The sequence below is a fragment of the Helicobacter pylori genome, from assembly GCF_006440215.1.
Classification (GTDB): domain Bacteria; phylum Campylobacterota; class Campylobacteria; order Campylobacterales; family Helicobacteraceae; genus Helicobacter; species Helicobacter pylori_CS.
In genome coordinates, this window is record NZ_VEZH01000003.1 from 25,616 (window position 1) to 50,125 (window position 24,510).

Sequence of the window (24,510 nt, forward strand, 5' to 3'; positions counted from 1 at the left end):
AAATCATGCGTTTTTTTATTTTATTTTTTATCGGTGCGCTTGGCGTTGGTTTTTCTCAAACCGAGTTCAATTTAAAAGATTTAGAAAAAAAGCCCGCCGGGATCGTTAGGGATTATTATTTGTGGCGTTATATTAGCGATAAAAAAACCACTTTAGAAAACGCTAAAAAAGCCTATGAATTGACTCAAAATAAAAACAACGCCCTACAAAAAGCCATGCAAGAAAAAGGCTCAGACAATTCAGAAAAAAACCCTGATGTTAAATTGCCTGAAGATATTTATTGCAAACAAATTACTCTAGAAAGCATGTTGGAAACAACAGACACTTTCCAAGCAAGCTGTATCGCTATCGCTTTAAAATCAAAAATCAGAGATTTTGATAAAATCCCCCCTCAAACCATCAAGCCCTTACAAATTAAAATCAAAGAGGCTTACCCCGTTCTTTATGAAGAATTAGAAATTTTGCAAAGTAAGCATGTGAGCGCTTCTTTATTTAAGGCTAACGCACAAGTGTTTAGCGCGCTTTTCAACCATTTGAGTTATGAAAAAAAGCTCCAAATTTTTGAAAAGCATATCCCTATTAAAGAGTTAAACCGCCTTTTAGATGAAAATTACCCGGCGTTTAACCGCTTGATCTATCAGGTTATTTTAGATCCTAAATTGGATCATTTTAAAAACGCCCTCACTAAAAGTAACGCTACCCACAGCAACGCGCAAACCTTTTTTATTCTAGGGATTAATGAAATCTTGCGCAAAAAACCCTCTAAAGCGCTCAAGTATTTTGAACGCTCAGAAGTGGTGGTTAAAGACGATGATTTTTCAAAAGACAGAGCGATCTTTTGGCAGTATCTAGTCTCTAAAAAGAAAAAAACTTTGGAGCGCCTTTCACAAAGCCCAGCCTTAAACCTCTATAGTCTTTATGCGAGCCGCAAGCTCCAAACCACGCCCAGTTATCGCATCATTTCTCACATCCAAAATTTAAGCCAAGAAGACCCTCCTTTTAACACTTATGACCCTTTTTCATGGCAAATTTTTAAGGAAAAAACTTTGAGTTTGAAAGATGAGGGCGCGTTTAATGCGATGCTAAAAAGCTTGTATTATGAAAAAAGCGCCCCTGAATTAACCTATCTTTTAAGCCAACGCAATAAAGACAAGATTTATTATTATTTATCCCCTTATGAGGGCATTATTGAATGGCAAAATACAGATGAAAGGGCTATGGCGTATGCGATCGCTAGGCAAGAAAGCTTTTTGCTCCCGGCAGTCATTTCGCGCTCGTTCGCTCTGGGGCTTATGCAAATCATGCCCTTTAATGTAGGGCCTTTCGCTAAACGCCTTGGCATGGATAACATTGATCTAAACGAAATGTTTAACCCCAACATCGCTCTCAAACTTGGCAATTATTACTTGAACCATTTGAAAAAAGAATTCAACCACCCCCTTTTTGTCGCCTACGCTTATAACGCTGGGCCTGGGTTTTTAAGGAGGTGGTTAGAAAGCTCCAAACGATTTAAAGAAAAAAATCATTTTGAGCCATGGCTTAGCATGGAGCTTATGCCTTATAGCGAAACCCGTTTGTATGGCTTTAGAGTCATGCTCAATTACTTGATTTATCAAGAAATTTTTGGGAATTTCATCCCTGTTGATACATTTTTAGAACAAACTCTTAACTCAAAGGACAAACCATGATTAAAAAATGCCTTTTTCCTGCCGCTGGCTATGGCACGCGCTTTTTGCCGATCACTAAAACCATTCCTAAAGAAATGCTGCCCATTGTGGATAAGCCTTTAATCCAATACGCTGTGGAAGAAGCGATGGAAGCGGGCTGTGAAGTGATGGCGATCGTTACAGGTAGAAACAAGCGTAGCTTAGAAGATTATTTTGACACGAGCTATGAAATAGAGCATCAAATCCAAGGCACTAACAAAGAAAACGCCCTAAAAAGCATTCGTAACATTATAGAAAAATGCTGTTTTTCCTATGTGCGCCAAAAGCAAATGAAAGGCTTAGGGCATGCGATTTTAACCGGGGAAGCTCTCATAGGCAATGAGCCTTTTGTGGTGATTTTAGCCGATGACTTGTGCATAAGCCATGATCACCCAAGCGTGCTAAAGCAAATGATTTCCTTGTATCAAAAATACCAATGCTCCATTGTAGCCATTGAAGAGGTAGCGCTAGAAGAAGTTTCAAAATACGGCGTGATTAGGGGCGAATGGTTAGAAGAGGGGGTGTATGAGATTAAAGACATGGTGGAAAAACCAAGCCAAGAAGACGCCCCAAGCAATCTAGCCGTGATAGGACGCTACATTCTAACCCCGGATATTTTTGAAATTTTAAGCGAGACGAAACCGGGTAAAAACAATGAAATCCAAATCACGGATGCCTTACGCACTCAAGCCAAAAGAAAGCGGATCATCGCTTACCAGTTCAAAGGCAAACGATACGATTGCGGGAGCGTGGAAGGCTATATTGAAGCGAGTAACGCTTATTATAAAAAACGCTTGTAAATCTTATCAACATGGGCAATTTGATTTATTATGCTTACATGTATTTGATCCTCTTTGTATGCTTGCTGCCTGTGTTATTAATGGGGCTTGCTTGGAGGCTTTTTCGCCCCCTTTTAAAGCAAAATACTCCTAATAAAAGCCTTTCTTTAGAAGATTTGAGCGCACAAATCAAAAACCTTAAAAGCGCACAAGCCTTAGAAAAACTTAAAAACAGCTTCAATGAGCGTTTTAAGATTTGCCCCAAAGACAAAGAAACTCTGTGGCTAGAAACGCTCCAAAATTTAGTCGCTTCAGAATTTTTTGAATTAGAAGACGCTATCAATTTTGGGCAAGAATTAGAAAACGCTAACCCTAATCATGCGCAAAAAATCGCTAACGCTACCGGCTTAGCCCTTAAGAATAAAAAAGAAAAAGGATAGAATTGGATTTTTTAGAGATTGTAGGACAAGTCCCTTTAAAAGGGGGGGTAGAAATTTCAGGGGCGAAAAACTCCGCGCTCCCCATTTTAGCCGCCACGCTTTTAAGCCAACAAGAAGTCAAAATTAAATCTTTGCCCCAAGTGGTGGATATAAAAGCGATGGCGTTATTGTTGCAAAATTTAGGTGCAAGCTTAGAATGGCTTAACCCACACACGCTCCAAATCAGTGCTAAATCCCTGAGCCACACCGAAGCCACTTACGATTTGGTGCGTAAAATGCGCGCTTCTATTTTGGTTTTAGGCCCTTTATTAGCGCGCTTTAAAGAATGCTTAGTGAGTTTGCCTGGTGGGTGCGCTATAGGAGCAAGGCCAGTGGATTTGCACTTAAAAGCGATGCAACAATTAGGGGCTGAAATCAAAATTGAGCAAGGCTATATCCATGCAAAAGCCCCTAAAGGCTTGAAAGGGAATGATATTTTATTTGATAAAATCAGCGTTACAGGCACAGAAAACGCCCTCATGGCAGCAAGCTTGGCTAAAGGGATCACGCGCATCATTAACGCTGCTAAAGAGCCAGAAATCACTCAATTGTGCGCATTTTTACAGAGTGGGGGGGTAGAAATTGAGGGCGTTGGCAGCAGCGAGTTAAAGATTAGGGGGGTTGAAAATGACGCTTTAAATTTAAAAGACATTCAAATCATACCCGATAGGATTGAAGCAGGCACTTATTTATGCGTGGGGGCTATCACTAACAGCCAGCTTAAAATCTATCGCATCATCCCTAACCATCTTCAAGCGATCACCGATAAGCTCATAGAAATTGGTTTTTCGCTAGACATTCAAGAAAATTCTATAGAAATTTATCCGGCCAAAAAACGCCAAGCCTTTGAAATCACCACGAAAGAATACCCGGGCTTTCCCACAGACATGCAAGCGCAATTCATGGCGTTAGCCACGCAGTGTTTGGGGACGAGCGTGATTGAAGAGACGCTTTTTGAAAACCGCTTCATGCATGCGAGCGAATTGCAGCGCTTGGGGGCTAATATCAGCCTAAAAACCAATATCGCTACCATTAGCGGATCCACAGAGCTTACCGGAAGCGATGTGATGGCGACCGATTTAAGGGCTTCTTCGGCTCTCATTTTAGCCGCTTTAGTGGCTAAGGGCGTAAGTAGGGTGCATAGGATTTACCACTTGGATAGGGGTTATGAGAGATTAGAGGATAAAATCAACGCCTTAGGGGCAAAAGTTGCGCGCTTAAAAGAAAAATAACTCAATATTTGGTTACAATAGCTAGAATATTTTTCAATTATTACATAAGGAGCTTTTATGCGTATTGAGCATGATTTCATTGGGCAAATGGAAATTAGCGATGAGGTTTATTATGGGATCCAAACTTTAAGAGCGAGTGAAAATTTTTTCATCACCAACGACAAGCTTTGCAGTTATCCTGTTTTTATCAAATCTTTTGCTCAAGTCAAAAAAGCGGCTGCTTTAACAAACGCGCAATTAGGCTTGATTGATGAAAAGCTTAAAATTGCGATTTGCCATGCGTGCGATTTGTTGATTGATGGCAAATACCATGATCAGTTCATTGTGGATATGATTCAAGGGGGGGCTGGCACAAGCACGAACATGAACATGAATGAAGTGGTTGCTAATTTGGCTTTAGAATACATGGGGCATAAAAAGGGCGAGTATCAATTTTGCCACCCAAACGACCATGTCAACCGCTCTCAATCCACCAATGACGCCTATCCTAGCGCGTTAAAAATCGCTATTTATGAGCGTTTGAGTAATTTAGTCGCTCCCATGAAGGCTTTAAGAGACGCTTTTAATCAAAAAGCTAAGGAATTCGCTCATGTGATTAAAATGGGGCGCACCCAGCTTCAAGACGCTGTTCCTATGACTTTAGGGCAAGAGTTTGAAACTTATGCTTTGATGGTTGATAGGGATATTGAGCAGGTTTTAGACGCTAGGAATTGGGTGAGAGAGCTTAATTTAGGCGGCACGGCCATTGGCACAGGGATCAATTCACACCCGGATTACCGCAGTTTGATTGAAAAGAAAATCCAAGAAGTAACAGGCCGCCCCTTTGTCATGGCTAATAACTTGATAGAAGCCACTCAAAGCACGGGGGCGTATGTGCAAGTGAGTGGGGTGTTAAAGCGTATTGCGGTCAAACTTTCTAAAGTTTGTAACGATCTCAGGTTGCTCAGCTCAGGCCCTAGAGCCGGGCTGAATGAAATCAATTTGCCCAAAATGCAGCCGGGTAGCTCTATTATGCCCGGTAAAGTCAATCCGGTGATCCCTGAAGTGGTCAATCAAGTGTGCTTTGCGGTGATTGGGAATGATTTGAGCGTGGCGTTAGCCGCAGAAGGAGGGCAGTTGCAACTCAATGTGTTTGAGCCGGTTATCGCTTACAAGCTTTTCCATTCCTTTGTGATTTTAGGGCGCGCGATTGAAACCTTAACGACTAAATGCGTGGAAGGCATCACGGCTAATGAAAAGATTTGCCACGATTATGTCTTTAACAGCATTGGCATTGTTACCGCGCTAAACCCTCATATCGGCTATGAAAAATCCGCTATGATCGCTAAAGAAGCCTTAAAAAGCGATCGCTCTATCTATGACATCGCTTTAGAAAAGAAAATCCTAACTAAAGAGCAACTGGACGATATTTTCAAGCCAGAAAACATGCTAAGCCCTCACGCTTTCAAAAAACATAAAGACTGAACGCTTTGCAACTTTCACGCCTTCAAACTTTACGCTCCCTTTATATGGAGCGTCTTTTGGGCGAAACTTATACGGATATTAGCCTTATAAAGCCCCAAAATAAGCCCCTTAACAAACAAGTTCATGAGGGCATAGAAAATTGCAATCTGTGCAAACGCCATCAAAATTCAAAACCGGTGATCGGGCTTTTTAACCCCACTTCCAAGCTCGTTTTTATCACGCTCACCCCCATGCTGGATAGCCAATTACATTTCTTAAACAATTTAAAAGCGGCCATGTTAGAGAGCATTATCCAAAAGGTTTTTAATTACCCCTTAAAAGATTGCAGTATTTTATCGCTCCTTAAATGCGACTCTAACAGCCTTAATTTAGAAGAAGAAATCAACGCATGCCTATTTCATTTAACCTGGCAATTAGACAACAGTGCTCCAAAAATCATTGTGGTCTTTGGCGGGATTTTGCCCAAACGCCTTTTAAACCTTTCTAAAGAAGAATCCTTTGGGCGCATCGTGTCTTTAAAAACAAAACATTTTTTAAGCACCCATGCTTTAGAGGACATGCTCAAAAACCCCACGCTCAAAAAAGAAGCGTTAGCACATTTTAAAATAGCGCTCCAATTTCTTAATCAGTCTTAAAATACGCCTTATTTTTTAACCCATCTCCTTATGGCGCGCAGCAAGGGTAAGGATTTTTGATAGGCTTTGCGATAGATTTTAAAAGAGGTGTTTTGAGATAGTTCCAATAAAGGTGAAGCGTTTTGAAAAAGCCACTCATAATTAACCCTCAAATTATCAATGGATACTAGTGGATCATGCAGATCACGATAAAGAGTGGAAAGGTTATTGTGGTAAATCGTATCGTTTTCTAAAATCGTTTTAAAAAAATCCAGGATTTTTTTAAAACTCAAATCTTGGTAAAAAACAGCTTTCCCATCAATAGTGTTCAAAGGATTCTCATAGAGCATGTCTAAATAAGCGTTTGGGTGCGTGTGCAAGTATCGCACATGATCAATCGCTTCATCAAAGTTTTTAAAATCATGGACATTCACAAAACTTTTAGGGTTAAAATCTTTCGCCACGCTGGGACTCCCCCAATAAATAGGAATGGTATGGCTGAAATAAGCGTCAAGGATTTTTTCGGTTACATAGCCATAGCCTTGCGAGTTTTCAAAACACAGATTGAACTTGTATTGGCTTAAAAACTCGCTCTTGTTTTTAACGTTATAGCCTAGAGTGTTTCTCACGCTTCCTCCCCCAGTAACTGGCTCTATAGAATTTAAAGCGTCATAGAAAGCGTTCCTTTGAGGAGCGTTAGGATTGCTTGCGACAAAACTGGCAAACCCTCTTTTCAAAGGATCGCTCTCATTATTCACTACTGCGCATAAATTAGGGTGGTTTTCTTTAAAATGGTGGGTGGGTTTTTTTAAAGTATAAAGGCTGTTGTCTTTAATCTTGTAGGGCGCAGTGGTGTCATTAACAAGCTCGGCTTTATAATGCAAGCTGGCATAATACAAAGGCATTCTCAAATAACGATCATTAAAATCCAATTCATCAAAGCCTATGGCGTAATCAAAGAGGTTGAAATTAGGGACTTCATTTTCGCCGGTGTAAAACACTCTTTTGGTGTTTTGATAGGATAGGATTTTTCTGGCTTGTTCCAAAGGATTGCCAAAGACTAGATCTGAGGGTTCATTAGGGTTGCTGTGTAAAATGATTTTATAGCGTTGTTTTAGGATAACATGCAAAATGAAGTCTCTGAATCCTTTTTTTTCGCTATTTTTTGAGGGCCACCAATTGGCTAGGGCTATATTTAATGGGGGCTTATGGGTTGTTTCATCTAAATGGGTGCTTTCTATGAAGGCGTCTAGTAAAGGTTGGAACATGGTTATCCTTATGCTTTAAAGGAGTATTTTACAAAAAAAATTTTTTAAATCAAAGACTTGATTAGGGCTAAATCAGGCTCATTGATGCAATGCGTGGCGTGCTGTTTTAAAACCTCTTTAGCGTTGAAAGCGATTTTAATGCGGGCATGTTTGAACATGCTCAAGTCATTCGCTCCATCGCCCACGACTAAAGTGCGCGTTTTACTGATATTCAACAAGCGTTGTAAGGAAAGCAGCATTTCGCCTTTAGAGTGTGAAAACATCATATGCCCCGTAACCAAGCCGTTTAAGGCGCCATTTTCCACTATCAGCGTGTTACTGAAAGCCGCATCTAAATTTAATAAATCCCTGTAATAATTCGTCGCTAGATCAAAGCCTCCGCTGAAGCAAACCACTTTGTAATTTTTCTCTTTTAAAGCGCTAACAAGCTCAAGCGCTCCTTTAAATAAAGGCAGACTTTCACAAACTTCTTTGGCTAGTTTTAAGGGCATGTTTTTGAGTTTAGAAACCCTTAAAATAAGACTTTTATGAAAATCTGTTTCGCCATTCATGGCTTGTGAAGTGATCTTTTCCACTTCATCAAAAACCCCCCACGCTTTCGCTAAAGACTCAATCGTCTCAGCATTGACTAGCGTGGAGTCAAAATCAAAAACGGCTAGTTTTTGCACTCAATGACCCTAAAATTAAGATTTCCTGCTTTTAGCGATCCCTTTGATATACTGATCGACCAAATACAAGCCATGGTTTTCATTACCAATCAACTCAATTTTATCCAAAATATCCTTAAAAAGCACTTCTTCTTCATGCTGTTCAGCCACATACCATTGCAAGAAATTGAAAGTCGCATGATCTTTGTTTTTTATGGCGTGATCGACGATATTATTAATAGACTCGCTGATGTGTTGCTCATGTTCATAGGCTTTTTGGAAAATTTGAGTCAAACTTTCAAACTTATGCTCAGGCGCGCTGATGCTAGTCAATTGCACAGGCACATTGTTTTCATTCAAGAAGACGATAAGCTTTTTAGCATGCTCGTATTCTTCAGCCGCATGGTCAAACAAGAAAAGCCCCGCGCCATCTAAGCTATGGGTATAGCACCATGAACTCATGCTCATATACAAGTTGGAAGAGTTCATTTCCTTATTCACTTGTTCGTTTAGCAACTTAATGATGTCTTTTGATAACATAGTATCTCCTTTGTGTTGGTTTAAGTTGTCCCATAATTATAGCATAAATGATAATGAAAAAGTAAACAAGAGTATGAAAATTTTTAAAAACTTACAAAAATGAGAAAGAACACTAGCTAATGGCCAGCTAATGGCTTGATAGAGCTTAGATTTTATCATAAAAATCCTTTTAATGAGAATTAGGCAAAAAAGGGGTTGGCACCAATTAGGGGGTTAAAAGGGGGTATTATTATATAATGTATAAAAAGCATTCTTAAATCTAAAAATGCTACAATGTCTGTTTTTAAAACGAAAGGGCAATTTAACCATGGATTTTTTAGAAAAAGTATTAGACAATCAAGTGACTGAAAGTAAGGAATTAGTGAGGCTTTATGATTATGATTTATACACGCTAGGGGAAGTAGCGGATCGCATGCGCCAAAACATGCACCAAAAAATCGTGTATTTTAATGTCAATAGGCATTTAAACCCTAGCAATATTTGTGCGGACGCTTGCAAATTTTGCGCTTTTTCAGCCCACAGAAAAAACCCTAACCCTTATGAAATGAGCTTAGAAGAAATCCTAGAAAAGGTTAAAAATTCCTACAATAAGGGGATTAAAGAAGTCCATATCGTGAGCGCTCATAACCCTAATTACTCTTATGAATGGTATTTAAAGGTGTTTGAAACCATCAAGCAAGAAATGCCTAACCTGCATTTAAAAGCCATGACCGCTGCAGAAGTGCATTTTTTAAGCGCCAAATTCAACAAACCTTTTGAATTGGTGCTAGAAGACATGCTCAAAGCCGGGGTGGATTCCATGCCTGGTGGGGGAGCGGAGATTTTTGATGAAGAGATCAGGCGTAAAATCTGTAATGGTAAGGTGGGATCTTCTCGGTGGTTAGAAATCCATGCTTATTGGCACAAATTAGGCAAAATGAGTAACGCCACCATGCTTTTTGGGCATATTGAAAATAAAATCCATCGCATCGATCACATGCTGAGAATCAAAAAAATTCAAAGCCCTAAAAATAAAGTGGAAAATAAAGAAGGGGGCTTTAACGCTTTTATCCCCTTGTTGTATCAAAAAGAAAACAATTATTTGAAAGTGGAAAAATCCCCTAGCGCGATAGAAATCTTAAAAACCATCGCTATATCTCGCATTCTTTTAAACAATATCCCCCACATTAAAGCTTATTGGGCGACTTTGGGCTTGAATTTGGCTTTAGTGGCTCAAGAATTTGGCGCTAACGATTTAGACGGCACGATAGAAATAGAGAGCATTCAAAGCGCGGCTGGCGCGAAGAGCCGGCATGGTTTAGAAAAAGAAGATTTGGTATTTAAAATCAAGGATTCTGGTTTTGTTGCGGTAGAAAGGGATAGTTTGTATAATTTTATACAAAAATTTTAATAATTTTTAGCGTTTTTAAGAATGATTAGTTATAATAATGCTACTAACAACACTCAAGCTAAAATCTATTAAGGAAATCAGTATTAAAAAATTTATTCTATCTTCTCTTGTTTTCGCATGTATCAATACCAGCGTTGAAGCTTTAGAAAATGACGGCTCTAAACCAAACGATTTGACTCCTCCAAAAGAAGTCTCTCAAGAATCTCCAAAAAATGAGGCTCCAAAAAATGAAGTTCAAAGAAATGAAGCTCAAAACGAAACTTCTCAATCCAATCAAACGCCTAAAGAAATGAAAGTCAAGTCCATTTCGTATATTGGGCTTTCTTACATGTCTGACATGCTCGCTAATGAGATTGTAAAGATTCGTGTGGGCGATATTGTGGATTCTAAAAAAATAGACACCGCTGTTTTGGCTTTGTTCAATCAAGGGTATTTTAAAGACGTTTATGCCACTTTTGAAAGCGGCATATTAGAGTTTCATTTTGATGAAAAAGCCAGGATTGCCGGGGTAGAAATCAAGGGTTATGGGACTGAAAAGGAAAAAGGCGAATTAAAATCCCAAATGGGGATCAAAAAGGGCGACACCTTTGATGAGCAAAAATTAGAACATGCTAAAACGGCTTTAAAAACCGCTTTAGAGGGGCAGGGCTATTATGGGAGCGTGGTGGAGGTGCACACAGAAAAGGTCAGTGAGGGTGCGTTATTGATCGTGTTTGATGTGAATAGGGGGGATAGTATTTATATCAAACAATCCATTTATGAGGGAAGCGCGAAATTAAAACGCCGCATGATTGAATCTTTGAGCGCGAACAAACAGCGCGATTTCATGGGCTGGATGTGGGGCTTGAATGACGGGAAATTGCGCTTAGATCAATTAGAATACGATTCTTTGCGTATCCAAGATGTGTATATGCGTAGGGGTTATTTGGACGCTCATATTTCTTCGCCTTTTTTGAAAACGGATTTTTCTACCCATGACGCTAAGCTTCATTATAAGGTCAAAGAGGGGATCCAATACAGGATTTCAGACATTTTAATAGAGATTGACAACCCGGTAGTCCCCCTAAAAACCTTAGAAAAAGCCCTTAAAGTTAAAAGGAAAGATGTCTTTAATATTGAGCATTTAAGAGCGGATGCGCAAATTTTAAAAACCGAAATCGCTGATAAGGGTTATGCGTTTGCGGTGGTGAAGCCAGACTTGGATAAAGATGAAAAAAACGGGCTTGTGAAAGTCATTTATCGTATTGAAGTGGGCGATATGGTGTATATCAATGATGTCATCATTTCAGGGAACCAACGCACGAGCGATAGAATCATTAGGAGGGAATTGTTACTAGGGCCTAAGGATAAATACAACTTGACCAAACTCAGAAATTCCGAAAATTCTTTAAGGCGTTTAGGGTTTTTCTCTAAAGTCAAAATTGAAGAAAAAAGGGTGAATAGCTCGCTTATGGATTTGTTAGTGAGCGTAGAAGAGGGGCGCACCGGGCAGTTGCAATTTGGGTTAGGCTATGGCTCTTATGGAGGGCTTATGCTTAATGGGAGCGTGAGCGAAAGAAACCTTTTTGGCACAGGGCAAAGCATGAGCTTGTATGCTAACATTGCTACAGGGGGGGGCAGATCTTATCCGGGCATGCCAAGAGGAGCGGGGCGTATGTTTGCTGGGAATTTGAGCTTGACTAATCCAAGGATTTTTGACAGCTGGTATAGCTCTACGATCAATCTTTATGCGGATTATAGGATAAGCTACCAATACGTCCAACAAGGCGGGGGCTTTGGGGTGAATGTTGGGCGCATGCTGGGTAACAGAACCCATGTGAGCTTAGGATATAACTTGAATGTTACCAAACTCCTTGGTTTCAGCAGCCCTTTATACAACCGCTACTATTCCTCTGTTAATGAAGTGGTCGCTCCAAGGCAATGCTCTACCCCCGCATCGGTGATTATCAATCGCTTATCAGGCGGTAGAACTCCCTTACAACCTGAAAATTGTTCTAACCCTGGAGCGATCACCACCTCACCAGAAATAAAAGGTATTTGGGATAGGGATTACCATACGCCTATCACCAGCTCTTTCACCCTTGATGTGAGCTATGACAACACCGATGATTATTATTTCCCTAGAAATGGGGTTATCTTTAGCTCCTATGCGACGATGTCTGGCTTGCCAAGCTCTGGCACGCTCAATTCTTGGAACGGGTTAGGCGGGAATGTCCGTAACACTAAAGTCTATGGTAAATTCGCCGCTTACCACCATTTGCAAAAATATTTATTGATAGATTTGATCGCTCGCTTTAAAACGCAAGGAGGCTATATCTTTAGGTATAACACCGATGATTACTTGCCCTTAAACTCCACCTTCTATATGGGGGGCGTAACCACGGTGAGAGGCTTTAGGAACGGATCGGTTACGCCTAAAGATGAATTTGGCTTGTGGCTTGGAGGCGATGGGATTTTTACCGCTTCTACTGAATTGAGCTATGGGGTGTTAAAAGCGGCCAAAATGCGTTTAGCGTGGTTTTTTGACTTTGGTTTCTTAACCTTTAAAACCCCAACTAGGGGGAGTTTCTTCTATAACGCTCCCGTTACGACAGCGAATTTTAAAGATTATGGCGTTATAGGGGCTGGGTTTGAAAGAGCGACTTGGAGGGCTTCTACAGGCTTGCAGATTGAATGGATTTCGCCCATGGGGCCTTTGGTGTTGATTTTCCCTATAGCGTTTTTCAACCAATGGGGTGATGGCAATGGCAAGAAATGTAAAGGGCTGTGCTTCAACCCTAACATGGGCGATTACACGCAACACTTTGAATTTTCTATGGGAACAAGGTTTTAAAATGCGCATTAACAGAGAAGAAATTTTGGATTTAATGAAAAACGCGCCCTTGAAAGAATTAGGGCAAAAGGCTTTAGAAATAAAGCAACGCTTGCACCCTGAAAACTTGACGACTTTTATTGTGGATAGGAATATCAATTACACCAATATTTGTTTTGTGGATTGCAAGTTTTGCGCGTTCAAACGCACCTTAAAAGAAAAAGACGCCTATGTGTTGAGCTATGAAGAAATTGATCAAAAGATTGAAGAATTGCTCGCTATTGGCGGCACGCAGATCCTTTTTCAAGGGGGGGTGCACCCGCAGCTAAAGATTGATTATTATGAGAATCTAGTCAGCCATATCGCTCAAAAATTCCCCACCATTACCATTCATGGTTTTAGTGCGGTTGAAATTGATTACATTTCTAAAATCTCTAAATTGTCTTTAAAAGAAGTTTTAGAAAGGTTGAAAAACGCCGGTTTAAGCTCCATTCCAGGAGCGGGAGCAGAAATACTAAGCGATAGGGTGCGCGATGTGATCGCTCCTAAAAAATTGAGCAGTGATCGCTGGATTGAAGTGCATAGAATGGCGCATCTTTGCGGGATTAAAAGCACGGCTACCATGATGTTTGGGAGCGTGGATAATGAAGAAGATGTGGTGGAGCATCTACAAAGAGTGCGCGATTTACAAGATGAAACCGGCGGCTTTAGGGCTTTTATTTTATGGAGTTTTCAGCCCGACAACACCCCCTTAAAAGAAGAAATCCCAAGCATTAAAAAAGCGAGTTCCAATCGGTATTTACGCTATTTGGCATGCAGTAGGATTTTTTTAGATAACATTCAAAACATACAAAGCTCATGGGTTACTCAAGGCTCTATGATAGGGCAGTTGGCTTTATTGTTTGGAGCGAATGATTTAGGGAGTGTGATGATGGAAGAAAATGTAGTGAAAGCGGCCGGAACAAGTTTTTGCATGAATGAAGCGGAAATGATAGAGCTTATTGAAGACATTGGGAGCGTGGCGGCTAAACGAAACACCGCTTATGAAATCTTAAAGCGTTATCCGGCTAAAGCAAAGGCATGAGAATGAAAAAAATTTTAATCACTTTATTATTAGGAGTTTTTATGGGGTTACAAGCGAGCGCTTTGACACACCAAGAAATCAATCAAGCTAAAGTCCCTGTGATTTATGAAGAAAACCATTTGTTGCCTATGGGGTTTATCCATTTAGCCTTTAGGGGGGGTGGGAGCTTAAGCGATAAAAACCAATTAGGTTTGGCGAAACTATTTGCGCAAATTTTAAACGAAGGCACTAAAGAGCTTGGCGCGGTGGGATTTGCACAAGCCTTAGAGCAAAAAGCGATCAGTTTGAATGTGGATACTAGCACAGAAGATTTGCAAATCACTTTAGAATTTTTAAAAGAATACGAAGATGAAGCCATCACGCGCTTAAAAGAGCTTTTAAAATCCCCTAATTTCACGCAAAACGCTTTAGAAAAAGTTAAAACCAGAATGTTAGCCGCGCTTTTACAAAAAGAAAGCGATTTTGATTATCTGGCTAAATTAACTTTAAAGCAGGAACTTTTTGCTAACACCCCTTTAGCTAATGTAGCCTTAGGCACTAAAGAGAGTCTTCAAAAAATCAAGCTAGACGATTTGAAACAGCAATTTGATAAGGTCTTTGAACTCAATAAACTCGTGGTGGTGCTTGGGGGCGATTTGAAAATCAATCAAACCCTTAAGCGTTTGGATAACGCTCTTAATTTCTTGCCTCAAGGTAAAGCGTATGAAGAGCCTTATTTTGAAACGAGCCATCAAAAGAGCGAAAAAATTCTCTATAAAGACACCGAACAGGCTTTCGTGTATTTTGGTGCACCCTTTAAAATCAAGGATTTAAAACAGGATTTAGCGAAATCTAAAGTCATGATGTTTGTGCTTGGGGGGGGGTTTGGCTCTCGTTTGATGGAAAAAATTAGGGTTCAAGAGGGCTTAGCTTATAGCGTGTATATCCGTTCCAATTTTTCTAAAGTGGCGCATTTTGCAAGCGGGTATTTGCAAACCAAGCTCAGCACTCAAGCTAAAAGCGTTGCCTTAGTTAAAAAAATAGTCAAAGAATTTATAGAAAAAGGCATGACGCAACAAGAATTAGACGACGCTAAAAAGTTTTTACTAGGCTCTGAGCCTTTGAGGAATGAAACGATCTCTAGCCGCTTGAACACCACTTACAATTATTTTTATTTAGATTTGCCTTTAAATTTCAACCAAACGCTGCTGGATCAAATCCAAAAAATGACTTTGAAAGAGATCAATGATTTCATTAAAGAGCATGCCGAAATCAACGACTTGACTTTTGCCATTGTGAGCAACAAAAAGAAGGACAAATGATGCCATTTGAAGCTGTAATCGGGCTAGAAGTCCATGTCCAACTCAACACCAAAACCAAAATCTTTTGCTCTTGCTCTACGAGCTTTGGAGAATCCCCTAATTCTAACACTTGCCCTGTGTGTTTGGGCTTACCGGGAGCTTTGCCGGTATTGAATAAAGAAGTGGTTAAAAAAGCCATCCAATTAGGCACAGCCATTGAAGCCAACATTAACCAATATTCCATTTTTGCAAGGAAAAATTATTTTTACCCTGATTTGCCTAAGGCTTATCAAATTTCGCAGTTTGAACTCCCTATTGTGAGCGATGGGAAATTAGAGATTGACACCAAAGAGGGCACAAAAATTGTGCGTATTGAAAGAGCCCACATGGAAGAAGACGCCGGTAAAAATATCCATGAGGGCAGCTGTTCTTTAGTGGATTTGAACCGCGCTTGCACCCCTTTATTAGAAATTGTCAGTAAGCCGGACATGCGAAATAGTGAAGAGGCCATAGCGTATTTGAAAAAGCTCCATGCTATCGTGCGTTTTATAGGGATTTCTGATGCGAACATGCAAGAGGGAAATTTCAGGTGCGATGCGAATGTGTCCATCAGGCCCAAAGGCGATGAAAAGCTTTACACGAGGGTGGAGATTAAAAACTTAAATAGCTTTAGATTCATCGCTAAAGCGATTGAATACGAGATAGAACGCCAAAGTGCGGCGTGGGAAAGCGGGCGTTATAGTGAAGAGGTGGTTCAAGAAACGCGCCTTTTTGACACCGCCAAAGGGATCACCCTTTCTATGCGCAATAAAGAAGAGTCAGCGGATTACCGCTATTTTAAAGATCCGGATTTGTATCCTGTTTTTATTGATGAAAAACTTTTAAAAGAAGCTCAAAAGATCAATGAATTGCCTGGAGCGAAAAAAATCCGCTACATGAAAGATTTTAACCTTAAAGAAGACGATGCGAATTTATTGGTGAGCGATCCTTTATTGGCGGAGTATTTTGAAAGCATGCTCAATCTTGGGGTTAAGGCTAAAACGAGCGTAACATGGCTTTGCGTGGAATTATTAGGGCGCTTGAAAGCTGAAGTTACTTTAGAAAATTGTGGGATTAGCGCTCATGCGTTAGGCGTTTTAGCCAAACGCATTGATGAGGGCAAGATTTCTGGCAAGAGTGCTAAAGATGTGTTAGACAAGCTTTTAGAAGAGCAAGGGGGCGATGTGGATGTGCTCATTGAACAAATGGGCTTATCTCAAGTCAATGACACGGAAGCGATTGTTAAAGTGGTAGAAGAGGTGCTTAAAAACAACGCTGATAAGGTGCTTGAATACAAAAGCGGTAAGGACAAGCTTTTTGGGTTTTTTGTAGGGCAAGCGATGAAAAATTTAAAAGGCGCTAATCCTAGCGTGGTGAATGCTATTTTGAAAGAGAAATTGGGTTGATGAGGAAAATTTTTTCTTATGTTTTGAGGGCTTTGTTGTTGTTTAGGGTGGTTTATGCAGAGCCGGAATCTAAAGTGGAAGCCTTAGAAGGGAGGAAGCAAGAGTCTTCTTTGGATAAAAAAATCCGCCAAGAATTGAAGAATAAGGATTTGAAAAATAAAAAAGAAGAAAAGAAAAACACCGAAGAAAAGAAAGAAATAAAAGCCAAAAGAAAGCCCAGAGCAGAAGTCCATCATGGGGATTCCAAAAATCCCGCTCAAAAAATAACGCCTCCTAAAATCAAAGAGAGCGCTAAAGGCATGCAAAATCAAAGCATGCAAAATAATGCGCCAAAACTTGAAGAAAAAGAGACAACCCCTCAAATTCTTGAAAAAAATAAAGGAGCAAGCCCTAGCTCTCAATTCAATTCCATTTTCGGTAATCCTAATGACGCTGCAGGCAATACCCTTGAAGATAAGGTCGTAGGGGGCATTTCTTTGCTTGTTAATGGATCGCCTATCACGCTGTATCAAATCCAAGAAGAGCAAGAAAAATCTAAAGTGAGTAAAGCTCAAGCAAGGGATCGTTTGATCGCTGAACGCATTAAAAACCAAGAAATTGAACGCTTAAAAATCCATGTAGATGACGACAAGCTAGACCAGGAAATGGCGATGATGGCGCAACAACAAGGCATGGATTTGGATCATTTCAAACAAATGCTTATGGCTGAGGGGCATTATAAACTCTATAGAGATCAGCTTAAGGAGCATTTAGAAATGCAAGAATTGTTGCGTAATATCTTGCTCACGAATGTGGATACCAGCTCTGAAACCAAAATGCGCGAGTATTACAACAAACACAAGGAGCAATTCAGTATCCCCACTGAAATAGAAACCGTGCGCTACACCTCCACCAATCAAGAGGATTTAGAAAGGGCGATGTCTAACCCTAATTTGGAAGTCCCAGGGGTGAGTAAGGCCAATGAAAAAATAGAGATGAAAACCCTAAACCCTCAAATCGCCCAAGTCTTTATTTCGCATGAGCAAGGCTCTTTCACGCCCGTTATGAATGGGGGTGGGGGGCAGTTCATCACCTTTTATATCAAGGAAAAAAAGGGTAAAAATGAAGTGAGCTTCAGCCAAGCCAAGCAATTCATCGCCCAAAAATTAGTGGAAGAATCTAAGGATAAGATTTTAGAAGAGCATTTTGAAAAATTGCGCGTTAAGTCTAGGATTGTGATGATTAGAGAGTGATTTTTAGATTGTGCAACACTTCAATTTCCTCTATAAAGATTCTTTATTTTCTATCGCCTTATTCACTTTCATTATCGCTCTTGTGATTTTATTAGAACAGGCTAGAGCGTATTTCACCCGAAAGAGAAACAAAAAATTTTTGCAAAAATTCGCCCAAAATCAAAACGCCTATGCGAGCAGTGAGAATTTAGACGAGCTTTTAAAGCATGCTAAAATTTCTAGTTTGATGTTTTTAGCCAGGGCGTATTCTAAAATCGCTGACATAGAAATGAGTATTGAAATCTTAAAAGGGCTTTTGAATCGCTCCTTAAAAGATGAAGAAAAAATCGCTGTTTTAGATTTATTAGCTGAAAATTATTTTAGTGTGGGGTATTTGCAAAAAACAAAAGACACCGTGAAAGAAATTTTGCGCTTTTCCCCAAGGAATGTGGAAGCGTTGTTAAAACTTTTGCATGCGTATGAATTAGAAAAAGATTATTCAAAGGCTTTAGAGACTTTGGAATGTTTGGAAGAATTAGAAGTGGTTGAAATTGAAACGATTAAAAATTACCTTTATCTCATGCATTTAATAGAGAATAAGAAAGAGGCGGCTAAAATCTTGCATGTTTCAAAAGCGTCGTTAGATTTGAAAAAAATCGCCCTAAATTATTTAAAATCTTATGATGAAAAGCTTTTTTGGCAAGAAATTGATGCAACCGAACGGCTAGAAAATGTGATCGATCTTTTATGGGATATGAATATCCCTGCTTTCATTTTAGAAAAACATGCCCTTTTGCAAGACATCGTGCGATCTCAAGGGTTGCTTTTGGATAACAAACCTTGCCAAGTTTTTGAATTAGAGGTTTTACGCGCTCTATTGCATAGCCCTATGAAAGCGCGTCTGACTTTTGAATACCGCTGCAAGCATTGCAAACAAATCTTTCCTTTTGAAAGCCATAGGTGTCCTGTGTGTTACCAGTTAGCGTTTATGGATATGGTGCTTAAAATTTCTAAAGAAACGCATGCTATGGGAGTGGATTAAATGCAAGAAATTGAAATTTTTTGCGATGGTTCTTCTTTAGGTAATCCCGGGCCAGGTGGGTATGCGGCGATTTTACGCTATAAAGATAAAGAAAAAATTATCAGTGGGGGCGAAAATTTCACCACGAATAACCGCATGGAATTAAGAGCGCTCAATGAAGCGTTAAAAATTTTGAAACGCCCATGCCATATCACGCTTTATAGCGATTCGCAATATGTGTGCCAAGCGATCAATGTTTGGCTAGCTAACTGGCAAAAAAAGAATTTTGCTAAAGTTAAAAATGTGGATTTATGGAAAGAATTTGTAAAAGTCTCTAAAGGGCATTTGATTGTGGCTGTTTGGATCAAGGGGCATAATGGGCATGCCGAGAATGAACGATGCGATAGTCTCGCTAAATTAGAGGCGCAAAAACGGGTCAAAACGACCATTTAAAGGGAGAAATGATGAAAAACAAACGCTCTCAAAACAGCCCTTATGTAACGCCTAATAACCCTTATACAACGCTAGAAAAAGCTTTAGGGTATTCTTTTAAAGACAAGCGTTTATTGGAGCAAGCCTTAACGCATAAATCATGCAAGCTCGCTTTAAACAATGAGCGCTTGGAATTTTTAGGCGATGCGGTGTTGGGTTTGGTGATAGGGGAGTTGCTATACCATAAATTCTATCAATATGATGAGGGCAAACTCTCTAAATTAAGGGCTTCTATTGTGAGCGCGCATGGTTTCACTAAATTAGCGAAAGCGATTGCTTTACAAGATTATTTGCGCGTTTCTTCTTCTGAAGAAATTTCTAAAGGGAGAGAAAAACCCTCTATTTTATCAAGCGCTTTTGAGGCTTTAATGGCTGGAGTGTATTTAGAAGCGGGGTTGTCTAAGGTGCGCAAAATCATGCAAAATTTACTCAATCGCGCTTACAAGCGTTTGGATTTGGAGCATTTGTTCATGGACTATAAAACCGCCTTACAGGAATTGACCCAAGCGCAATTTTGCGTGATCCCCACTTACCAATTACTTCAAGAAAAAGGGCCCGATCACCATAAAGAATTTGAAATGGCTCTATACATTCAAGATAAAATGTATGCGACCGCTAAAGGCAAAAGTAAAAAAGAAGCCGAACAGCAATGTGCTTATCAAGCGCTTCAAAAACTTAAGGAAGCCAAATGAACACTTTGGGGCGTTTTTTAAGGCTCACGACTTTTGGGGAATCGCATGGGGATATGATAGGGGGGGTATTAGACGGCATGCCTAGCGGGATTAAAATAGACTATGCGCTATTAGAAAATGAAATGAAGCGCCGCCAAGGGGGGAGGAATGTTTTCATTACGCCACGAAAAGAAGACGATAAAGTGGAAATAACAAGCGGGGTTTTTGAAGATTTTAGCACAGGCACGCCCATAGGGTTTTTAATCCACAACCAAAGGGCTAGGAGCAAGGATTACGATAACATTAAAAACCTTTTCAGGCCTAGCCATGCGGATTTCACTTATTTTCATAAATACGGCATCAGAGATTTTAGGGGTGGGGGGAGGAGTTCTGCCAGAGAGAGCGCTATAAGAGTGGCTGCTGGGGCGTTTGCTAAAATGCTTTTAAGAGAAATCGGTATTGTTTGTGAAAGCGGGATTATTAAAATTGGGGGCATTAAAGCCAAAAATTATGATTTTAATCACGCCTTAAAAAGCGAGATTTTTGCCCTAGATGAAGAACAAGAAGAAGCGCAAAAAACAGCCATTCAAAACGCTATTAAAAACCACGATAGCATAGGGGGCGTGGCTTTGATTAGAGCAAGGAGCGTGAAAAGAAATCAAAAACTCCCCATTGGCTTAGGTCAAGGGCTATACGCTAAATTGGACGCTAAAATCGCTGAAGCGATGATGGGGCTTAACGGGGTGAAAGCGGTTGAAATAGGCAAGGGGGTAGAAAGCTCTTTACTAAAAGGCTCAGAGTATAATGATTTAATAAATCAAAAAGGGTTTTTGAGCAATCATAGCGGAGGGGTTTTAGGGGGCATGAGCAATGGGGAAGAAATCATTGTTAGAGTGCATTTTAAACCCACGCCAAGCATTTTCCAACCTCAACAAACAATAGACATTAATGGCAATGAATGCGAATGCTTGTTAAAGGGTAGGCATGATCCTTGCATTGCGATTAGAGGGAGTGTGGTGTGCGAGAGTTTGTTAGCGTTGGTGTTAGCCGATATGGTATTACTCAATTTGACTTCAAAAATAGAGTATTTAAAAACGATTTATAATGAGAATTAAACGAAATTGGATACAATCAGCTTAAAAAGGATATAAATGGAAAAATTACCTAAAAAACGAGTTTCTAAAACCAAATCACAAAAACTTATCCATAGCCTAACCACCCAAAAAAACAGAGCCTTTCTCAAAAAAATCAGCGCTAATGAAATGCTTTTAGAGTTAGAAAAAGGGGCGTTTAAAAAAAATGAAGCTTATTTTATTTCTGATGAAGAAGATAAAAATTATGTTTTAGTGCCGGATAATGTGATCTCTCTTTTGGCAGAAAACGCCAGAAAGGCTTTTGAAGCTAGGCTCAGGGCGGAATTAGAAAGGGATATTATCACCCAAGCGCCGATTGATTTTGAAGACGTGCGCGAAGTTTCTTTGCAATTGTTAGAAAATTTACGCCAAAAAGATGGGAATTTGCCCAATATCAACACCTTAAATTTTGTCAAACAAATCAAAAAAGAACACCCTAATTTATTCTTTAATTTTGACAACATGTTCAAACAACCCCCTTTTAATGAGAATAATTTTGAAAATTTTGACAATAGCGATGAGGAAAATTTTTAATGCAAACCATTGATTTTGAAAAATTTTCACAATACTCCAAGCCCGGCCCACGATACACCAGCTACCCCACAGCGGTGGAGTTTAAAGAAAATTTTAATGAAGAGAGCTTGAAAACAGCATTTTTTAACCATGACAACCTCAAAAACCCCATGCCTTTATCGCTTTATACGCATTTGCCCTTTTGCAGGAGCGCGTGTTATTTTTGCGCATGTTCAGTCATTTACACCAGTTTAGAAGAGAAAAAAGTCCGCTATATCAGCTACCTTAAAAAAGAACTCGCCCTTTTAAAAAACGCCATGGATACCAACAGAGAAGTGGCGCAATTCCACTATGGAGGCGGCACGCCGACCTTTTTTTCGCCCCCTCAATTAGATGAGATCACCCAAAGCATTCAAGAAGTTTTCCCCAATTTCAGCAAAGATATTGAAATGAGTTGTGAGATTGACCCTAGGCATTTCACTAAAGAACACATGCAAACCTTGTTTGATAGGGGGTTTAACCGCTTGAGTTTTGGGGTTCAGGATTTTGATTTTGAAGTCCAAAAAGCCATTCACCGGATCCAGCCTTTTGAAATGGTTCAAGAATCCGTGAAGCTCGCCAGAGATTACGGCATCAAATCCATTAATTTTGATTTGATTTATGGCTTGCCCAACCAGACTAAAGAGAGTTTTTTAAAAACTTTGGAATGGGTTTTGAAATTAGATCCGGACCGATTAGCGGTGTTTAATTACGCGCATGTGCCTTGGGTGAAAAAAACGATGCGTAAAATTGATGAAACCTTATTGCCAAGCCCTAGAGACAAGCTAGAGATTTTAGAATCCCTCATCAGTTTTTTAGAAAAAGCCAACTACCAAATGATAGGCATGGATCATTTCGCTAAAAGCGATAATGAATTGTATCTGGCCCTTCAAAAAGCGGAATTGCACCGTAATTTTCAAGGCTATACCACGAAAAAATTCACTCAAACCATTGGCATTGGCGTTACGAGCATTGGCGAAGGGAGCGATTATTACACGCAAAATTATAAAGACTTGCACCACTATGAAAAAGCCCTTGATTTGGGGCATTTACCGGTAGAAAGGGGTGTAGCGCTCAGTCAAGAAGATGCGTTGAGAAAAGAAGTGATCATGCAGATGATGAGCAATTTAAAATTGGATTACTCTAAGATTGAAGAAAAATTCCCTATTGATTTTAAAGCGCATTTTAAAAAAGAATTAGAAAAATTAAAGCCTTATGAAGAAGCGGGCTTGCTTTCTTTTAACCCTAAAGGCTTTGAGATGACAAGAACAGGGGGCATGCTCGTAAGAAACATGGCGATGGAGTTTGACGCGTATTTGCGTGGGGGCGAAAAACATTTCAGTAAAACGCTATGAATGAAAATATTAATGAAAATATCTTTGAAGAAGTAGGGGACGCTTGCGTTAAATGCGCTAAATGCGTGCCAGGCTGCACCATATACCGCATTCATAAAGACGAGGCGACTTCGCCTAGGGGCTTTTTAGATTTGATGCGCTTAAACGCTCAAAACAAGCTCCCATTAGACGCAAATTTAAAGCACCTTTTAGAAACTTGTTTTTTATGCACCGCTTGTGTGGAAATCTGCCCTTTTCATTTGCCCATAGACACTTTAATAGAAAAAGCCAGAGAAAAAATCGCTCAAAAGCATGGCATCGCTTGGTATAAAAAATCCTATTTTTCCCTTTTAAAAAACCGCAAAAAAATGGATAGGGTGTTTTCAACTGCGCATTTTTTAGCCCCTTGTGTTTTCAAGCAAGTGGGGGATAGCTTAGAGCCTAGAGTGGCGTTTAAAGGCTTGTTCAAACGCTTTAAAAAAAGTGCACTGCCTCCCTTAAATCAAAAAAGTTTTTTACAAAGGCACACAGAGGTTAAGCCTTTAGAAAACCCCGTTCAAAAAGTGGCGGTTTTTATAGGGTGCTTGAGCAATTACCATTACCAGCAAGTGGGGGAAAGCTTGTTGTATATTTTGGAAAAACTCCACATTCAAGCGATCATTCCTAAGCAAGAATGCTGCTCAGCGCCTGCGTATTTTACCGGCGATAAAGACACCACGCTTTTTTTAGTGAAAAAAAACATTGAATGCTTTGAAAGCTATTTAGATGAAGTGGATGCGATCATTGTGCCTGAAGCCACATGCGCTAGCATGCTCATCAACGATTATTACAAGGTGTTTTTAGGCGAAAAAGATAAGGATTTGTATGTGAAGCGCTTGGAAAAAATCACGCCTAAAATCTATCTTGCGAGCGTGTTTTTAGAGAAACACACCCCTTTAAAAAGTCTTTTAGAAAAAATCCCTAAGGGAAAAAAAGAGACTATCACTTATCATAACCCTTGCCATGCCAAAAAAACCCTAAACACTCATAAAGAAGTGCGGAGTTTGCTCAATTCGCATTATGAAATTAAAGAAATGCCGGACAATTGCTGCGGTTTTGGGGGGATTACGATGCAAACCGAAAAGGCGGAGTTTTCTTTAAAAGTAGGGCTTCTTAGGGCTAAAGAAATCATAGACACTAAAGCTAGAATTTTGAGCGCAGAATGTGGGGCATGCCACATGCAATTAAACAACGCTTTAAAGTCTTTAGATGACCCTAACACCCCCTCTTTTTCACACCCTTTAGAACTCATCGCTAAAGCCTTAAAAAGCGCTGAATAGAGATTAAAAAGCGTTTAAAGGCATTTTTAACAATTAA

The 24,510-nt window shown here is 39.8% G+C and carries 22 protein-coding genes; 19 read left to right on the plus strand and 3 right to left on the minus strand.

The window, feature by feature from the left end:
- Positions 1 to 5 precede the first annotated feature (5 nt).
- Genes FIM44_RS02355 through FIM44_RS02380 form a run of 6 tightly spaced genes read left to right on the plus strand, consistent with a single transcriptional unit; the run spans position 6 to position 6,295 of the window.
- Complete coding sequence (locus tag FIM44_RS02355; protein WP_140578940.1) at positions 6 to 1,688, plus strand: lytic transglycosylase domain-containing protein; 1,683 nt, start codon at positions 6 to 8, stop codon at positions 1,686 to 1,688.
- Positions 1,685 to 2,506 (plus strand): UTP--glucose-1-phosphate uridylyltransferase GalU, encoded by an 822-nt coding sequence (gene galU / locus FIM44_RS02360; protein WP_140578942.1) that lies wholly within the window; start codon positions 1,685 to 1,687, stop codon positions 2,504 to 2,506. The genes FIM44_RS02355 and galU overlap by 4 nt, the downstream gene beginning before the upstream one ends.
- An 11-nt stretch (positions 2,507 to 2,517) precedes the next feature.
- Positions 2,518 to 2,925, plus strand: coding sequence for a hypothetical protein (locus FIM44_RS02365; RefSeq protein WP_140578944.1), 408 nt, complete (start codon positions 2,518 to 2,520; stop codon positions 2,923 to 2,925).
- A 2-nt stretch (positions 2,926 to 2,927) separates the two neighbouring features.
- Positions 2,928 to 4,196, plus strand: coding sequence for a UDP-N-acetylglucosamine 1-carboxyvinyltransferase (gene murA / locus FIM44_RS02370; RefSeq protein WP_140578946.1), 1,269 nt, complete (start codon positions 2,928 to 2,930; stop codon positions 4,194 to 4,196).
- A 57-nt stretch (positions 4,197 to 4,253) separates the two neighbouring features.
- Entirely contained in the window at positions 4,254 to 5,660 is a 1,407-nt protein-coding gene (gene aspA, locus FIM44_RS02375) for an aspartate ammonia-lyase (protein ID WP_140578948.1), read from the plus strand.
- A 44-nt stretch (positions 5,661 to 5,704) separates the two neighbouring features.
- Entirely contained in the window at positions 5,705 to 6,295 is a 591-nt protein-coding gene (locus FIM44_RS02380; RefSeq protein WP_140578990.1) for a uracil-DNA glycosylase family protein, read from the plus strand.
- Between the two features lie 8 nt (positions 6,296 to 6,303).
- On the opposite strand, the gene FIM44_RS02385 is transcribed toward FIM44_RS02380, so the two are convergent.
- Genes FIM44_RS02385 through FIM44_RS02395 form a run of 3 tightly spaced genes read right to left on the minus strand, consistent with a single transcriptional unit; the run spans position 6,304 to position 8,729 of the window.
- Complete coding sequence (locus FIM44_RS02385) at positions 6,304 to 7,542, minus strand: glycosyltransferase family 10 domain-containing protein (protein ID WP_140578950.1); 1,239 nt, start codon at positions 7,540 to 7,542, stop codon at positions 6,304 to 6,306.
- Positions 7,543 to 7,586: 44 nt separating this feature from the next.
- On the minus strand, positions 7,587 to 8,210 hold the full coding sequence (gene serB / locus FIM44_RS02390; RefSeq protein WP_140578951.1) for a phosphoserine phosphatase SerB: 624 nt from the start codon (positions 8,208 to 8,210) through the stop codon (positions 7,587 to 7,589).
- Between the two features lie 15 nt (positions 8,211 to 8,225).
- Positions 8,226 to 8,729: a ferritin gene (locus FIM44_RS02395; protein ID WP_000949213.1), complete on the minus strand. Its 504-nt coding sequence runs from the start codon at positions 8,727 to 8,729 to the stop codon at positions 8,226 to 8,228.
- A 307-nt stretch (positions 8,730 to 9,036) separates the two neighbouring features.
- On the opposite strand from FIM44_RS02395, the gene mqnE reads away from it, so the two are divergent.
- The 13 genes from mqnE to FIM44_RS02460 are packed head-to-tail and all read left to right on the plus strand — an operon-like array spanning position 9,037 to position 24,473.
- A complete protein-coding gene (gene mqnE, locus FIM44_RS02400) occupies positions 9,037 to 10,119 on the plus strand; it encodes an aminofutalosine synthase MqnE (protein WP_140578991.1) in 1,083 nt (360 codons plus the stop codon).
- 37 nt (positions 10,120 to 10,156) lie between these two features.
- Complete coding sequence (gene bamA / locus FIM44_RS02405) at positions 10,157 to 12,952, plus strand: outer membrane protein assembly factor BamA (RefSeq protein ID WP_194148678.1); 2,796 nt, start codon at positions 10,157 to 10,159, stop codon at positions 12,950 to 12,952.
- A 1-nt stretch (position 12,953) separates the two neighbouring features.
- Positions 12,954 to 14,015 carry a dehypoxanthine futalosine cyclase gene (locus FIM44_RS02410; RefSeq protein ID WP_001222310.1) on the plus strand — a complete coding sequence of 354 codons (1,062 nt, stop codon included), beginning with the start codon at positions 12,954 to 12,956 and terminating at the stop codon, positions 14,013 to 14,015.
- A 2-nt stretch (positions 14,016 to 14,017) separates the two neighbouring features.
- A complete protein-coding gene (locus FIM44_RS02415; protein ID WP_140578955.1) occupies positions 14,018 to 15,316 on the plus strand; it encodes a M16 family metallopeptidase in 1,299 nt (432 codons plus the stop codon).
- Entirely contained in the window at positions 15,316 to 16,740 is a 1,425-nt protein-coding gene (gene gatB / locus FIM44_RS02420) for an Asp-tRNA(Asn)/Glu-tRNA(Gln) amidotransferase subunit GatB (RefSeq protein ID WP_194148679.1), read from the plus strand. Before FIM44_RS02415 ends, gatB begins: the two co-directional genes overlap by 1 nt.
- On the plus strand, positions 16,740 to 17,972 hold the full coding sequence (locus tag FIM44_RS02425) for a SurA N-terminal domain-containing protein (RefSeq protein WP_140578959.1): 1,233 nt from the start codon (positions 16,740 to 16,742) through the stop codon (positions 17,970 to 17,972). The genes gatB and FIM44_RS02425 overlap by 1 nt, the downstream gene beginning before the upstream one ends.
- A gap of 10 nt (positions 17,973 to 17,982) precedes the next feature.
- The gene (locus FIM44_RS02430) at positions 17,983 to 18,993 is read left to right on the plus strand and encodes a tetratricopeptide repeat protein (RefSeq protein WP_140578960.1); all 1,011 of its coding nucleotides are present in this window, start codon (positions 17,983 to 17,985) and stop codon (positions 18,991 to 18,993) included.
- Positions 18,994 to 19,425, plus strand: coding sequence for a ribonuclease HI (gene rnhA / locus FIM44_RS02435; protein WP_101021561.1), 432 nt, complete (start codon positions 18,994 to 18,996; stop codon positions 19,423 to 19,425).
- Between the two features lie 11 nt (positions 19,426 to 19,436).
- A complete protein-coding gene (gene rnc, locus FIM44_RS02440; RefSeq protein ID WP_194148680.1) occupies positions 19,437 to 20,156 on the plus strand; it encodes a ribonuclease III in 720 nt (239 codons plus the stop codon).
- A complete protein-coding gene (aroC, locus tag FIM44_RS02445; RefSeq protein WP_140578962.1) occupies positions 20,153 to 21,250 on the plus strand; it encodes a chorismate synthase in 1,098 nt (365 codons plus the stop codon). The genes rnc and aroC overlap by 4 nt, the downstream gene beginning before the upstream one ends.
- A 36-nt stretch (positions 21,251 to 21,286) precedes the next feature.
- A complete protein-coding gene (locus FIM44_RS02450; RefSeq protein WP_000413462.1) occupies positions 21,287 to 21,802 on the plus strand; it encodes a DUF2603 domain-containing protein in 516 nt (171 codons plus the stop codon).
- Positions 21,802 to 23,175, plus strand: a complete 1,374-nt coding sequence (gene hemN, locus FIM44_RS02455; protein WP_140578963.1) for an oxygen-independent coproporphyrinogen III oxidase — start codon at positions 21,802 to 21,804, stop codon at positions 23,173 to 23,175. Before FIM44_RS02450 ends, hemN begins: the two co-directional genes overlap by 1 nt.
- Complete coding sequence (locus FIM44_RS02460; RefSeq protein ID WP_140578964.1) at positions 23,172 to 24,473, plus strand: (Fe-S)-binding protein; 1,302 nt, start codon at positions 23,172 to 23,174, stop codon at positions 24,471 to 24,473. Before hemN ends, FIM44_RS02460 begins: the two co-directional genes overlap by 4 nt.
- Positions 24,474 to 24,510: the final 37 nt, after the last annotated feature.

Bases quoted from the DNA above. Each gene is read 5' to 3' on its own strand.
- FIM44_RS02355 (WP_140578940.1), top strand. From the start codon at position 6: ATGCGTTTTTTTATTTTATTTTTTATCGGTGCGCTTGGCGTTGGTTTT.
- galU (WP_140578942.1), top strand. From the start codon at position 1,685: ATGATTAAAAAATGCCTTTTTCCTGCCGCTGGCTATGGCACGCGCTTT.
- FIM44_RS02365 (WP_140578944.1), top strand. From the start codon at position 2,518: ATGGGCAATTTGATTTATTATGCTTACATGTATTTGATCCTCTTTGTA.
- aspA (WP_140578948.1), top strand. From the start codon at position 4,254: ATGCGTATTGAGCATGATTTCATTGGGCAAATGGAAATTAGCGATGAG.
- FIM44_RS02380 (WP_140578990.1), top strand. From the start codon at position 5,705: ATGGAGCGTCTTTTGGGCGAAACTTATACGGATATTAGCCTTATAAAG.
- FIM44_RS02385 (WP_140578950.1), bottom strand. From the start codon at position 7,542: ATGTTCCAACCTTTACTAGACGCCTTCATAGAAAGCACCCATTTAGAT.
- FIM44_RS02395 (WP_000949213.1), bottom strand. From the start codon at position 8,729: ATGTTATCAAAAGACATCATTAAGTTGCTAAACGAACAAGTGAATAAG.
- mqnE (WP_140578991.1), top strand. From the start codon at position 9,037: ATGGATTTTTTAGAAAAAGTATTAGACAATCAAGTGACTGAAAGTAAG.
- bamA (WP_194148678.1), top strand. From the start codon at position 10,157: ATGCTACTAACAACACTCAAGCTAAAATCTATTAAGGAAATCAGTATT.
- FIM44_RS02410 (WP_001222310.1), top strand. From the start codon at position 12,954: ATGCGCATTAACAGAGAAGAAATTTTGGATTTAATGAAAAACGCGCCC.
- FIM44_RS02415 (WP_140578955.1), top strand. From the start codon at position 14,018: ATGAAAAAAATTTTAATCACTTTATTATTAGGAGTTTTTATGGGGTTA.
- gatB (WP_194148679.1), top strand. From the start codon at position 15,316: ATGCCATTTGAAGCTGTAATCGGGCTAGAAGTCCATGTCCAACTCAAC.
- FIM44_RS02425 (WP_140578959.1), top strand. From the start codon at position 16,740: ATGAGGAAAATTTTTTCTTATGTTTTGAGGGCTTTGTTGTTGTTTAGG.
- rnhA (WP_101021561.1), top strand. From the start codon at position 18,994: ATGCAAGAAATTGAAATTTTTTGCGATGGTTCTTCTTTAGGTAATCCC.
- rnc (WP_194148680.1), top strand. From the start codon at position 19,437: ATGAAAAACAAACGCTCTCAAAACAGCCCTTATGTAACGCCTAATAAC.
- aroC (WP_140578962.1), top strand. From the start codon at position 20,153: ATGAACACTTTGGGGCGTTTTTTAAGGCTCACGACTTTTGGGGAATCG.
- FIM44_RS02450 (WP_000413462.1), top strand. From the start codon at position 21,287: ATGGAAAAATTACCTAAAAAACGAGTTTCTAAAACCAAATCACAAAAA.
- hemN (WP_140578963.1), top strand. From the start codon at position 21,802: ATGCAAACCATTGATTTTGAAAAATTTTCACAATACTCCAAGCCCGGC.
- FIM44_RS02460 (WP_140578964.1), top strand. From the start codon at position 23,172: ATGAATGAAAATATTAATGAAAATATCTTTGAAGAAGTAGGGGACGCT.